The sequence below is a fragment of the Streptomyces corynorhini genome, assembly GCF_003346515.1.
GTDB classification, from domain to species: domain Bacteria; phylum Actinomycetota; class Actinomycetes; order Streptomycetales; family Streptomycetaceae; genus Streptomyces; species Streptomyces corynorhini.
Genome location: NZ_QQNA01000144.1, coordinates 1 through 11,815, shown reverse-complemented (window position 1 = coordinate 11,815; position 11,815 = coordinate 1). Strand labels below are relative to the sequence as shown.

15 protein-coding genes are annotated in these 11,815 nt (G+C 69.7%); 11 read left to right on the top strand and 4 right to left on the bottom strand.

Annotation, left to right across the window (positions count from 1 at the left end):
- The first annotated feature begins 313 nt into the window (after positions 1–313).
- The 3 genes from DVH02_RS36965 (at position 314) to DVH02_RS18605 (ending at position 2,043) form a co-directional block, all read left to right on the top strand.
- The gene (locus tag DVH02_RS36965) at positions 314–463 is read left to right on the top strand and encodes a type II toxin-antitoxin system RelE/ParE family toxin (RefSeq protein WP_325051380.1); all 150 of its coding nucleotides are present in this window, start codon (positions 314–316) and stop codon (positions 461–463) included.
- A gap of 47 nt (positions 464–510) precedes the next feature.
- Positions 511–840, top strand: coding sequence for a helix-turn-helix domain-containing protein (locus tag DVH02_RS18610; protein ID WP_114624947.1), 330 nt, complete (start codon positions 511–513; stop codon positions 838–840).
- An 84-nt stretch (positions 841–924) separates the two neighbouring features.
- Positions 925–2,043 (top strand): AI-2E family transporter, encoded by a 1,119-nt coding sequence (locus DVH02_RS18605; protein WP_114624946.1) that lies wholly within the window; start codon positions 925–927, stop codon positions 2,041–2,043.
- Between the two features lie 69 nt (positions 2,044–2,112).
- Here DVH02_RS18605 and DVH02_RS18600 read toward each other — a convergent pair whose 3' ends face one another.
- From DVH02_RS18600 to DVH02_RS18590, 3 genes are read right to left on the bottom strand one after another with little or no spacing between them, the layout of a single operon-like run.
- Positions 2,113–2,460: a hypothetical protein gene (locus DVH02_RS18600; RefSeq protein ID WP_114624945.1), complete on the bottom strand. Its 348-nt coding sequence runs from the start codon at positions 2,458–2,460 to the stop codon at positions 2,113–2,115.
- 32 nt (positions 2,461–2,492) lie between these two features.
- Positions 2,493–2,741, bottom strand: coding sequence for a hypothetical protein (locus tag DVH02_RS18595; RefSeq protein WP_147286081.1), 249 nt, complete (start codon positions 2,739–2,741; stop codon positions 2,493–2,495).
- Positions 2,731–2,937, bottom strand: coding sequence for a hypothetical protein (locus tag DVH02_RS18590; RefSeq protein WP_147286080.1), 207 nt, complete (start codon positions 2,935–2,937; stop codon positions 2,731–2,733). Before DVH02_RS18590 ends, DVH02_RS18595 begins: the two co-directional genes overlap by 11 nt.
- A gap of 80 nt (positions 2,938–3,017) precedes the next feature.
- On the opposite strand from DVH02_RS18590, the gene DVH02_RS18585 reads away from it, so the two are divergent.
- The 4 genes from DVH02_RS18585 to DVH02_RS18570 are packed head-to-tail and all read left to right on the top strand — an operon-like array spanning position 3,018 to position 4,529.
- Positions 3,018–3,869 carry a helix-turn-helix domain-containing protein gene (locus tag DVH02_RS18585; protein ID WP_114624942.1) on the top strand — a complete coding sequence of 284 codons (852 nt, stop codon included), beginning with the start codon at positions 3,018–3,020 and terminating at the stop codon, positions 3,867–3,869.
- Positions 3,869–4,081, top strand: a complete 213-nt coding sequence (locus DVH02_RS18580; RefSeq protein ID WP_114624941.1) for a DUF397 domain-containing protein — start codon at positions 3,869–3,871, stop codon at positions 4,079–4,081. Before DVH02_RS18585 ends, DVH02_RS18580 begins: the two co-directional genes overlap by 1 nt.
- 14 nt (positions 4,082–4,095) lie before the next feature.
- Positions 4,096–4,305, top strand: a complete 210-nt coding sequence (locus DVH02_RS18575) for a DUF397 domain-containing protein (RefSeq protein ID WP_114624940.1) — start codon at positions 4,096–4,098, stop codon at positions 4,303–4,305.
- Between the two features lie 14 nt (positions 4,306–4,319).
- Entirely contained in the window at positions 4,320–4,529 is a 210-nt protein-coding gene (locus DVH02_RS18570; protein ID WP_114624939.1) for a DUF397 domain-containing protein, read from the top strand.
- A 171-nt stretch (positions 4,530–4,700) separates the two neighbouring features.
- On the opposite strand, the gene DVH02_RS18565 is transcribed toward DVH02_RS18570, so the two are convergent.
- Positions 4,701–5,981 (bottom strand): transcriptional regulator, encoded by a 1,281-nt coding sequence (locus DVH02_RS18565; protein WP_147286079.1) that lies wholly within the window; start codon positions 5,979–5,981, stop codon positions 4,701–4,703.
- Between the two features lie 298 nt (positions 5,982–6,279).
- On the opposite strand from DVH02_RS18565, the gene DVH02_RS18560 reads away from it, so the two are divergent.
- The 4 genes from DVH02_RS18560 to DVH02_RS18545 all read left to right on the top strand — a co-directional run bounded on the left by DVH02_RS18560 (position 6,280) and on the right by DVH02_RS18545 (position 10,953).
- Positions 6,280–7,581 (top strand): aminotransferase class III-fold pyridoxal phosphate-dependent enzyme, encoded by a 1,302-nt coding sequence (locus DVH02_RS18560; protein ID WP_407697644.1) that lies wholly within the window; start codon positions 6,280–6,282, stop codon positions 7,579–7,581.
- A 123-nt stretch (positions 7,582–7,704) separates the two neighbouring features.
- On the top strand, positions 7,705–8,946 hold the full coding sequence (locus DVH02_RS18555; RefSeq protein WP_114624936.1) for an SIR2 family protein: 1,242 nt from the start codon (positions 7,705–7,707) through the stop codon (positions 8,944–8,946).
- 95 nt (positions 8,947–9,041) lie between these two features.
- A complete protein-coding gene (locus DVH02_RS18550; protein WP_114624935.1) occupies positions 9,042–10,364 on the top strand; it encodes a UDP-glucose dehydrogenase family protein in 1,323 nt (440 codons plus the stop codon).
- Between the two features lie 91 nt (positions 10,365–10,455).
- Positions 10,456–10,953 (top strand): GNAT family N-acetyltransferase, encoded by a 498-nt coding sequence (locus DVH02_RS18545; RefSeq protein ID WP_114624934.1) that lies wholly within the window; start codon positions 10,456–10,458, stop codon positions 10,951–10,953.
- Positions 10,954–11,815 lie beyond the last annotated feature (862 nt).

Sequence of the window (11,815 nt, the reverse complement as noted above, 5' to 3'; positions counted from 1 at the left end):
CGGGCTCGGGCCCGAGCCCGGGTGGTAACCGTGGGCCGGGTACGGCCCCTGGGCGGCGTGCGGGCCTTGTGCGGTGTAGGACCCCTGGGCGGATGGGCTGTGCTCCGGGCGGGGCGGCTGCGGCGGTGTGGCCTTTTCGTCACTCACATGGGCTAGGAGAGCACGAGTCCGGGGCGTGGTTCCCGGACCCCCTTCACCGCAGTCACTCTCGGAAGTGGGGCCCATGCTCGGGCGCCCATTGGTTGACCGGGTCAGTCGGTCCAGACATCACCACATGAAGGAGTGACGCCCGGGTTCCACCGGCAATTCGGAGATCCGCATATTGTTCGCGTTCGATCCACGCCGACAGGCCCTGATCATGGTCGCCGGTGACAAGCGCGGCTCCTGGAACGCCTGGTACGACCGCAATATCCCCGTCGCGGACGATCGCTTTGATCGGCACCTTGATGAGCTGGACCGCTGACACCATCGATGAACGTAGACGCATGAGCGGCTTGGAGAGGACTGATCATGCACAACTGGAAGGACACCAGGGCTGAAGCGGCCGCCATCCATGAGGAGAGCGGAACGCGGATCAGCGACGAGCGCAGACGGGAGATCCGAGCGGAGATGGAGGGCCGGATCCGTGCCTACCGGCTCGCCGAGATCCGTGAGGAGCAGTCGCTGACGCAGACCGAGGTGGCGACAGCTATGGGAACCACTCAGTCGAATGTCTCGCGCTTCGAGCGGGGTGAGCTGGGCCGGTCCGAGTTGGCGACGATCGTCGCGTACGTCGAAGCCCTCGGCGGCACGCTACGGCTGGTCGCCGACTTCGGTGACCGGCAACTGCGCGTCGGCTGATCCCGGACACCGCCGGCCCCGCCGCGTCACCCGGGCGGCGTCCTTCGGCGGGACAGTGGCGGGGGGCCGTGCTCGGGTGGAGGAGTGCAGACGCCGTCGACACCCTCCCTCCTCCCCGAGAGTGCCCGGCGCCTCGGCGCGTGGTGCGGGGTGCTGCTCCTGGTCTCCGGTGTCGGCGCGGTGGCGATCTGGCTGTGCGTCACCTTCAAGACGGCCATCACCCCCGTCCTGCTGGCCGTCCTCGGCACCGCGCTGCTGCGGCCCCTGCACCGCAGGCTCGTCGGGGCCGCCCGGCTGAACAAGTCGCTGGCCGCCGGGCTGACCTGCGTCGCCGTCGTGGCCGTGGTCGGCGGTGCCGGGTACATCGTCGTCAGCGCGCTCATCGACAGCGGCGACCAGATCGTCTCCTCGCTGCGGCAGGCGGGGAAGGACGTGTCGAAGCACTTCGGGGCGGCCGGCACCTCGCTCGACGACGTCGCGAAGAACGCCAAGAGCCTGCTCGGGAAGTTCGGCGCCACCGCCGCCTCCGGGGTGCTCACCGGCATCAGCGTCGTCGGCGAGCTGATCGCCACCGCCGTGCTCGCGCTGCTGCTGATGTTCTTCTTCCTCCGCGACTCCGAACGCGTGGCGGGCTCGCTCAGATCCCTCGCGCCCGCCTCGACCGGCGAGACCGTCGTGGCGATGGCGCGGCGTGCCTTCGGGGCGGTCGAGGGGTTCATGCGCGGCACGACGGTCATCGCCCTGATCGACGCCGTCTGCATTACCGTGGGCCTGCTGATCCTGCGGGTGCCCGGCGCGGTCGGGCTGGGCGCGCTGGTCTTCGTCGGCGCGTACATCCCGTACCTCGGCGCCTTCATCTCCGGCGCCGTGGCCGTGCTGGTCGCCCTCGCCGACCGGGGCTGGGTCATCGGCCTGTGGGCGCTCGGGGTGGTGCTCGCCGTGCAGGTGCTGGAGGGGCATGTGCTCCAGCCCATGATCCAGAGCCGTACGGTCCAGATGCACCCGGCGGTGGTGATGCTGGCCATCACGGCGGGTGCGAGCGTCGCGGGCATCCTCGGCATGCTGCTCGCCGTACCCCTGACGGCGGCGGCCTTCGGCGTGCTCTCCGAGCTGCGGGAGCGGTACGGGCGGCCGGAGGCCCCGGCCGGGTCGGGGGAGGACGGGCCAGGGCCGCCGGGACGGCCGGGGGAGGAGCACGCGTAGCCACCCGCCGGGGCACCGGCTCCCGGTCGCCCGGCGGATGACCGGAGGCCGGTGCCCCCGGCGGGTGGCTCATTCCTCCGGCTGTCTCTCCTGCGGGCGCCTGAAGACACGCTCGAACAGCACGCCGTCGTCCAGCACGCGCAGTTCCGCCGCGACCATCTCCTGCCGCAGCTTTCCCAGTTGGGCGATGGTCGCGTCGTACTGCCGCCGCAACGCGACGCGCTCCCGGATGTTCTGGAGCAGCCGCAGTACGTCATCGTGGTCGGTGGGCCGCGCCGTGTACTCCCGGGCGACGCGGCGTCGGCGCGGGCTCAGGAGCAGTACGGGCGCGGAGAACTGGCCGTACAGGCCCCACCACATGTCCAGCGACGCGACCTTGCCCCGGAACCACTCTCGTACCCGTGTCGCCCGCGTCATCCGCGACACCCGCGTAACCCGCGTCACCCGCGTCACAGTCCACCCCGGCTGCTGCGCCTGTTGCGGTCGGTGAGCTTGGCCCGCATGGGTTTTTCGGGGTTGTAGTCCGGGCAGACCGGCTTGCCGCACTCGCACGGGGGCCACGTGAGGGCGGAGCTGGGGGGAAGGTCCCCGCCTTCGCTTCCGGGCCCCTTGCGGGTCACGAGCATGCCGTTCCGGCCGAACGCGTCGGAGAGGCGGGACAGCAACTCCCGCGCCTCGCTCCTGTCTTCACTGTCCATCGGTCAACCTCGCCTTGAGTGCCGCCTCGACCCGCAGGAGAAGGGGGCGGTCGGGGGTCGCGAACTGCTCCTGATCCGGCCACCAGTCGGGGGTCAGCCGGTGGAAGCCCCCGGCGCCGACCAGCGTGTGCAGCTCGTGGGTGTCGCTGAGGGGGTGGGATTCCCGCCGCTTGGCAGGGAGGCTGTTTCCGGGCACCATCACTCCTATCCGTAGTGAATCCACTACCCAGGGCGACCAGAGTGGCCTACGGTTGAGCGGCCTTCAACGTTTCCGAGATGGAGAGCACGTTGGTAAACCTCAAGGAGTTGAACCCCGAAGCAGGCCCGCGAGCGGCCTTTGGCGCACGCCTGCGCAGTTCTCGCGAAGCGCACAACTGGAAGCAGGACGATCTCGCCGAGCTGATCGGCTACTCGGGCAGGCATATCTCGGCGATCGAAACTGGCCGTAAGCCGCCGACTCTTCGGTTCTCGCGCAGCGTTGATACGGCCCTCGGGCTGACGGGGACCGCTGAGTCGTTCGAACGGGCATGGGGCGAGATCCGGAACGGCAGTCTGCTGGAGGGCTTTCCGGAGTACCTGGGGCAGGAGGCGCGCGCGGCGGAGATCCGGCTGTTTGACGTGGGAGTGATCCCCGGACTGCTCCAGACTCCGGAGTACGCAACAGCCATAGAAGGGGGCTACGTGAAGCGAGGCATGATTACCCCCGAGCAAGCCTGCGAGCGGGTCGAGTCCCTGGTGGAGCGGCAGGCGGCTCTTGTGCGGCGTGTCCCGCCCATAGTGATCGTGGTCCTGGACGAGAGCTGCATCCGCCGCCCGATCGGCGGGCCCGGGGTTATGGACCGCCAGGTGGCCCGTCTGATCGAGTTCGCTGAACAACCGGACACGGTAATCCAGTTGGCCCCGTACTCCATTGGCGAGAATCGTCCGTTCAAGCGGCTGGTAAATCTGCTGACCCTGCCCGACCGCTCTGTCATGTCCTACGTCGAGTCCGAGACCAACGGGTACCTGGACCGGGAGATCACATCCGTGCTGCCGCTGGTGAGGGCCTACCATCAACTACAGGCCGAAGCGCTCTCCCAGGCGGCATCCGTGGCCATGATCAACGAGGTACGAAAGGGCACCTTGTGATGACCGACGCTCCCTCCTCCCTCTGGCTCAAGTCCTCCTACAGCGGTGGCGGCGGCTCCTGCGTCGAGTGGGCCCCCGCGCGCGCGACCGCCACCGGCATAGTCCCGGTCCGCGACTCGAAGGTCCCGCGCGGCCCGGTGCTGACTGTCCGCACCCATGCGTTCGCGTCCTTCGTGACGGGCATCAAGTCCGGAGAGTTCGGCACCGTCTGACCGAAGGGCACTCCATGGCGACTGAAACCCTCCTCTGGCTCAAGTCCTCCTACAGCGACAACGGCGGCACCTGCGTCGAGTGGGCACCCGCTCACTCGGCCGCCACCGGCACCGTTCCCGTCCGCGACTCGAAGGTCCCGCGCGGCCCGGTGCTGACTGTCCGCACCCATGCGTTCGCGTCCTTCGTGACGGGCATCAAGTCAGGAGAGTTCGGCACCGTCTGACCGAAGGGCACTCCATGGCGACTGAAACCCTCCTCTGGCTCAAGTCCTCCTACAGCGGCAACGGCGGCTCCTGCGTCGAGTGGGCCCCCACGCACGCGACCGCCACCGGCACCGTTCCCGTCCGCGACTCGAAGGTCCCCCAGGGGCCCGTACTGCTCGTCCCGGCAGGGGCGTTCGCGTCCTTCGTCGGCGCTGTCCGGCAGGGGCGGTTCGACGCCTCCTGACCTCCGCCTCACTGCCTCACGGGCCCCGTCACCCTTCCCCCGGAGTGACGGGGCTCCGTCGTATGGCGCGTTCCAGGAGATCGCGCACCGCAGGAGCGTCCCGGTGTGGTGCGAGTGCGTCCAGGACGGTGGCCAGGCGCCGGACGGAGGGTCGGCGCCAAAGGCCATGAATCAGACGGTGCGGTCCAGGAATTCACGGACTTCGGGCAGGTGCTGGTGGGCTCGGAGCTTGGTCCGCAGATCGGTGAGGACAGTCGTGCCTCGCGCGGAGGTGACACCGCCCATGGCGCGTACAGCCTGGTCGGCCGTGTGCACTGCCACCTCCACGTCGCGGAGCGAGAGGTGGACATCGGCTTCGCGGCTCAGGCGCAGCGCGCGCGAGCGGGGGTAGGCGTCGCCGTCGTACGTCTCGTCCCGGGGCGCGGCGACGGCCGCGTAGTGGGTCAGTGCCCGGCGGGGGTCGTGCAGATCGGAAGCGTTGTTCGCGGCCCAGCTGTGCAACTCGGCCCGGCTGACCCAGTAGACGCAGGCCGGTTCGTCTTCCGGGCGGCCGGCGTTGTCGTAGGCGGTGAATGCGGCGGCCTCGGCGCGACGGCTGGCACGCAGGTCTCCGGACTTCGCGTGGGCGCGGGCAGTGCGCGCGTGGATCATGGCGATCATCCGGGGGGAGCCGGTGCGCCGCGCGTTTCTGAGAGCCTCATCGGCGTAGTCCAGGGCGCCGGACGTGTCGTGGTCGCTGTAGCGGGCCATGGCCCAGAAGGCGAACAGGTTGGCCGTCACGATGGGGTCCTGGGCGCTCGCGGCGGCCCGCGCGGCCGCCATGTAGTGGCGCTCCGCCACGGCGGTGTCCCCGGAGTCGAACGCACACCAGCCGCAGATTCGCGATGCCTCGGCGGCGGTGGCGAACAGCTGGCGGGCGACCGGTTCGCTGTAGGAGCGGGTACGCAGCACCGTGGTGATCGAGCTGAGTTCGGCGCGGGCCAGTGCGTACGTCTCGGCGGACCCGATCTCGTCATCGAGCTGGCGCAGTGCCGTGAGGCGGGCGTCGATCAGTGCCGCGCTGCGGTCGGTGACGCGCGGCCGACCGGAGGTGAGCACAGCTGTGGCAGGTGAAGCCGCTGCCCAGTTGGCGAGGGTGGTGGCGGCCAGGGCGCCGCCGGTGAAGAGTGCTGCTCGTCGGTCCATGGTGTCCGGCCTTCCTAGATGGTCCAGTGCTGTGAGTGCACCGGCCGGAGTCCACGGCGCGGTCAGCAGCACCTGGTCGGCGTCCAGCGCCACGCGCAGCCAGTGCGGCCAGCCCAGCGCGCGGACCTGGTCGGTCGGCACGCCGAGCATGGCGGCCATGGCCGTCTCCGTGCAGCGGTCGGGGCGTACCCCCCGCTTCCACCGGCTGACTTTCTCCGGCCTGGTGGCCATCGCTCCGAAGCCGAGGGACTCGTGCCATGCCGCCACGCGCCGGAGAAAGGCGGCGCGGTCGAGGCAGCCGAGGAGGTCCAATACACGCTGAATCAGGTCCTCTTCCGCGGAACCGGCCATATCTGTGTCCTGCCCCTCCGCATATGTGCCCCGATCCAGTAGGGGTCAGTGTCCTGCCCATCGGGGCCGGTAGGTCAAGAGGCCGGAGCAGGGAGGCACGGGGAGGCACGGCGAGGCATCGCGAGGCAGTCGCACCGTGCTTCTGCGGCCGGTGACGGCGCGCCAGGATCTCTCTTCACCAGCCCGTTGGGCACACCCAGGAAGGGATGTCTCCGTGGATCGGTACTTGCCCCGGCGCGACCGGTTGCTGACCTCGTCCAGGCCCTTACCGGATTTCGATGTGGTGAGAGCGAGTGGGCCCTGGCTCCACTGCACTGACGGCCGCCGGATCTTCGACGGATCGAGCGGACTCATCTGCGTGAACGTGGGACAGGGCAGCCGCAAGGTGCTCTCCCGCATCGAGCGGCAGTTCTTCCGCTCCTCGTTCGGTGGCGCCGCCGTGGTACGACCCCACGTCCAAGTGGAGCTGATGGACCGTCTGTGCCACGCTGTGGGACGTCCGCAGGACTCCGTCGCGCTGGTGACGTGCGGGACCCTCGCCGTGGAGGTCGCCGTCGGGCTGGCCCGGAACATCGCGCGCGTCCGGGGCGGGAAGCGGCGCGGGGACATCCTGACGTCCAGCCTGAGTTATCACGGCAACAGCGCGCTCACCCTCGCGCTCGCCGGTAATCACGCCCGGCGGCCGAGGCCGGAAGACGCGCTCGGTCTCGGTCCGGCCTTTCCTGCGCCCTACCCCCCGGCCCACGACCACGCGGAGCGCACGTGTGATGCCTCGTGTGCCGACGAAGTGGCGACGGCGATCGACAGCAGGGGCCCGGAGAGCATCGCCGCTGTCCTGCTGGAGCCCGTCAACGGCACCACCGGCGGCGCCTACGTGCCGCCCGACGGATACCTCCGACGTGTGTCGGAGATCTGCCGGGAGCGAGGAGTCCTCGTCATCCACGACGAGGTCCTGACCGGACTGTGGCGCACCGGCACCCCCCTGGCCAGCAACCACTGGGACGGCGCCGAGCCGGACCTGTGCATCCTCTCCAAGGGCCTGGGCGCGGGCTACACCAGCGTGGGCGCGGTACTGGTGTCCCCCGAGATCGCGCCGCTGCTCCGCCACGACGACGCGGATCCCCTGCCCGCGATGGGCACCATGGCCGCCCACCCCCTTCAGGCGGCGGCCTGCCTCGGTGTCCTGGACGAGCTGGAATCCATGGACCCGGGCGTCCTCCGGGCTCGGGGCGAACGGCTCGGGTCGCTCCTGCGGCCCCTGACCGGCCTGACCGCCGTACGGGACGTCCGAGGCATCGGCCACCTGTACGGCGTGGAACTCGCGCCCGGTCTGCTCTGGCCCCTGATGAAAGAGGCCGAGAAGCGAGCGGTGTTCTTCTATCCGTTCACCGGAGCCGGTGACCCGAGAAGCGAGGGCCTGGTCGTCGCCCCTCCACTGAACTCGACGGACGAGGACATCAGCTATCTCACTGCGGTTCTCCGCGACGCGGTGAGCGCCCTGCACCGAGACGGCTGAGCCGCTCCCGACGTCCGTCGGACAGGCATCACCTGTGCTTCCTGGACCGCCGTGCGCGCAACGTGCACCGGCACCGCACCATTGGGCCCCTCACGGGCCATCCGATGCATCAAGGAGAACACCGTGTTCCTGCCTCACCCTGTAATCGACTCCCTGACCGCCGACCAGGTCCGCGTGTGGGACGCGACGTTCTCCTCGGAGGCCAGTGGGCAGCGGTGCCCGGCCATCGAGGAGGGCATCTGGAGGCGCACCCAGGATCCGGCCAACGCCGAGCAGTCCGGGTGGACCGAGGGTTCCTCCGGCCGCCGCCGCGTCGTGCACTACCGCCTCCACTATGGCCTCGACCGGACCCAGCCGATGGAGCGCCTGGTACTGGAGGAGCTGTACTTGTACGTGTCGTGGCTGGCTCCGGCCGCCGAGATCGCCGACCACCGCCGTGACGTGGACCAGTGGCTCACCGACGGCCGGTGGAAGCCCACCGGCGACGAGAACGGCCGACGGCACGGCGACCTGTACACCACCGTCGCCGAGTACGCCGTCCACCCGCAGGACGAGCGGGCCGGCCGTGACACCCCGGAGGGATTCACGTCCCTCGACGTGGCGATCCACTCGGAGGACTACGGCCTCACCCGGGCCGCTCGGAACCTTCCCTGGGACGTGCTGGCCGGAGGGATCCGAGTCAAGGGGCAGCGCGGTAAACCGACTTACGCCGACGATCTGTCGGGCCTGCTGGACCACCTGCCGTTCGTCGTGGAAGCCGGTTGCGGCACCAGCATCGAGGCGGGCATCCCGCCGCTGCACTGGCTTCACGAGGTCTACCGGGTCACCGCCCGCACGGGTGACGACCTCACCCAGGGCTACGCCTTCACCCTCGCACCGTCCGCCGACACCCTGGTCAAGGAGATGCTGACGGAAACGGACCGGAAGGTCGGCGACATGGTGACGATGTTCCAGTCCGTGGTCCTTGCCGAGCCGACCGGCGCGCACCGGGCTCTGAAGGCCCTCCATGATGCCGGGGCGATGACCGGCCCGGTGGCCACCCACAACTTCGACCGCTTATTCGCCCGCGCCGGGCTGGCGGAGGCGTTCATGCGCCGCTACGACCAGCGCACCCCCCACATGCCGTTCCCGGACGACGCCAAGTCCGTGCTCGTGATCGGTCTGCACGCCGACCGGCGCGCGGTCCAGGACCGCGCCCGTGAGCGCGGCCTGAAAATCTTCTACCTGGACACTGAGGGTGTCACCGAGAACGGGGTCCACAAGCCCTATCTCATCGAAGGCGCCAGGGAAGGCGATGTCGTGGTCCGCTCCGAGGCCACTCCCGCGCTGCTCCGCCTGGCCGGGCTCCTCAACGTGATTGTCTGAGCCAGGGCAACCCCGCTTCGCGCCCGCCCCCGTACCGATAGCGTCGGGGGCACACCGAGCACGGTGTGCCCCCGATCCGACAAGGACGTCCTGCCATGCGTGTTTCCGTGATCGGCTGTGGTCACCTCGGTATCCCACACGCGGCGGCGATGGCCGAACTCGGCCACGAGGTCGTCGGCGTGGATGTCGACCAGGCCAAGGTCGACCGGCTCAACGCCGCCGAATGCCCCATCTACGAGACCGGGCTTCCCGAACTGCTCGCCCGCCACACCGCGAGCGGACGCCTGCGGTTCACCACCGACATTCGCGAGGCCGCCGACTTCGCCGACGTGCACTTCATCGGTGTCGGCACCCCCATCGACGCCGACGGCCGCTCCTACGACACCGGACAGGTCTACGGCGCCATTCGCCAACTCGCCCCCCACCTGACCAGGGCCTGCACCATCATCGGGAAGTCGACCGTCACTGTCGGCACCACTGTCCAGGTCACCGCCCTCGCCCAGCGACTGGCCCCCGTCGGCACGGGTGTTGATGTCGTGTGGAACCCGGAGTTCCTCCGCGAGGGGCACGCGGTGCAGGACACCCTCCGCCCGGACCGTCTCATCGCCGGTCTGACCACCGCCGAGGCGGAGAAAGTGGTCCGCGCTGTCTACGCGCCCATCCTGGACGCAGGTGTCCCGCTGTTCGTCTGCGACCCGCAGACCGCCGAACTCGCCAAGGGCGCGGCGAACACCTTCCTCGGCCTGAAGATCTCCTACATCAACGGCGTCTCCGACATGTGCGAGGCCGCCGGCGCCGACATCTCCAAGATCGTGGAGATCCTCGGCATCGACCCCCGCATCGGAAGCGGCGGCATGAGGCCGGGCATCGGCTACGGCGGCGGCTGCCTGCCGAAGGATGTCCGCGCCTTCACCGCCTCCGCGCGGCAGCTCGGCGCGGACCGGGCCGCTACTCTGCTACGGGCCGCCGAGGAGATCAACGAGAACCGTACCGACGTTGCTCTGGGGCTCATCACCCGCGCCCTGGGCGACCGCCCCGTCAAGGGCGCCCGGGTAACCGTGTGGGGTGCCGCGTTCAAGCCCGGCACGAACGATGTCCGCGAGTCCCCGGCCCTCGCCCTCGCTCAGGCCCTCCAGCAGGTCGGCGGCACCGTCACCATTCATGACCCGCAGGCCGTGGCCACGGCCATGATGCGCAACCCCGAATTCGATTACACCGACGACCTGCCCGCGTCCCTCGACGGCGCCGATCTCGTCGTCCTGGCCACGGAGTGGCCCGAGTACCAGCAGGTCAACCCCCAGGCCCTCGTGGGCCGCCCCACGAATCCTCTGCTCATCGACTGCCGCACCACCCTGGACCCCGAGCCCTGGCGAGCGTCGGGCTGGACCGTTCACCAGCTCGGACGGCCCGGGAAGTAGAACCTGGCCTGAAAGGCGGGGCCCGCAAGACGTCAGAGGCGGAGCCCGCAAGACGTCATCAAGCCCTGGAGCGTTGTGGAGGTCTCGCGCTGTGAGCAGTCATGACATTGTTCTCCGCCGTGCGGGCGGCGCCGACGCACGCGCCGCAGCCGATGTGTGGCTGCGTTCCTTCACCGCCGCACTGCCATCGGTGCGCCGCGCACACGACGACGCCGACGTGCGGGCCTGGTTCTCACGCGTGCTCGTGCCGCAGTACGAGACCTGGGTGGCAGTCGCCGACAGCGGTGTGGTGGGGCTCTTGGTACTCAACGGAGGGGAGCTGAAACAGCTCTACCTCGATCCATCGTGGCGCGGGCGGGGGCTGGGCGACCAGTTGATGGCCCTGGCCAAGCAACGGCAGCCGGACGGACTGGTTCTGTGGACGTTCCAGGTCAACGAAGCGGCGCAGCGGTTCTATGAAAGGCACGGCTTCATCGCGGTCCAGCGAACGGACGGGCTGCGCAACGAGGAGCGAGAGCCGGATGTCCGCTACGTCTGGCAGCCCCCAGAAGTGACACCGAGTGAGAAAAGAGATCGGCCCCGGGCGTGAGTGGTCGCCCGCCTGGTCCGCAGGCTTCCGCGTCTGCCGGGCCTGGTGCTCGGCGTCGGGGCTTGGCGCTCGCGGCGCGGGCGGGGCGGATGTGCGGGGAGCCGGCCAGCGGCTCGTCCCAGGAGAGCTGGACCGCGCGAGGCACGGTCACGCCGAGGCGACGCGGGGTCAGCCGGACGGGCGCGACCTCGCACCGGCTGCGAGGTCGTCGAACGCGTCGAATACGAGTCGCGGGCCCATGGTTGTGCCTCCCTGGGGCAGGTGCCGCGCTACGTCGCGTCGAGGTCTTCGCCGAAGGTGACGTCCAGCTCGGTGGTGAGAGCTTCGGCCAACTGGAGTGTCCGGGCCTGATCGATGACGATCTGCTTGAGCGAGTCGAGGCCGCGAATCTGCGAGAGATCGTTGCTCCGAAGGTCCAGGCCGCGGTACTTCCTGCCGTCGGGTCGGGACGTCGTGCTCGGCTACCGACGGCCCCGGCGGGAGCGGCACCCGCGGCCCGGTTACGAGAGGGCGCCAGCGAGGTCGACCTGCCCGGCTCCACCCGCCCTCTCGGTGATCACCGGCTGTTCCGCACTCCCGGGGCCCTCCTGCCCGGCTACGCTGGCCATCAGGGCCCCGCCGTCGGCAGCTTCGCCACCGCCCGGCGTGTGCACGGCGCTACGGTGAAACTTCCGGTGTGGCACCGTGACCAGGACCTCCACCTCGCTGAGGCGTACACCGTGGCCATCATCAAGGTCGCCGATCACCACAAGGAACTCGTGAAGTGAACGCACCCGTCGACGCCGCCCTGTTGGGAGACCTGGTCCACGCCGCTGATGCCGACGGCGTCACGAAGTACGTCGTCGGCATCAGCGGCGTGGAC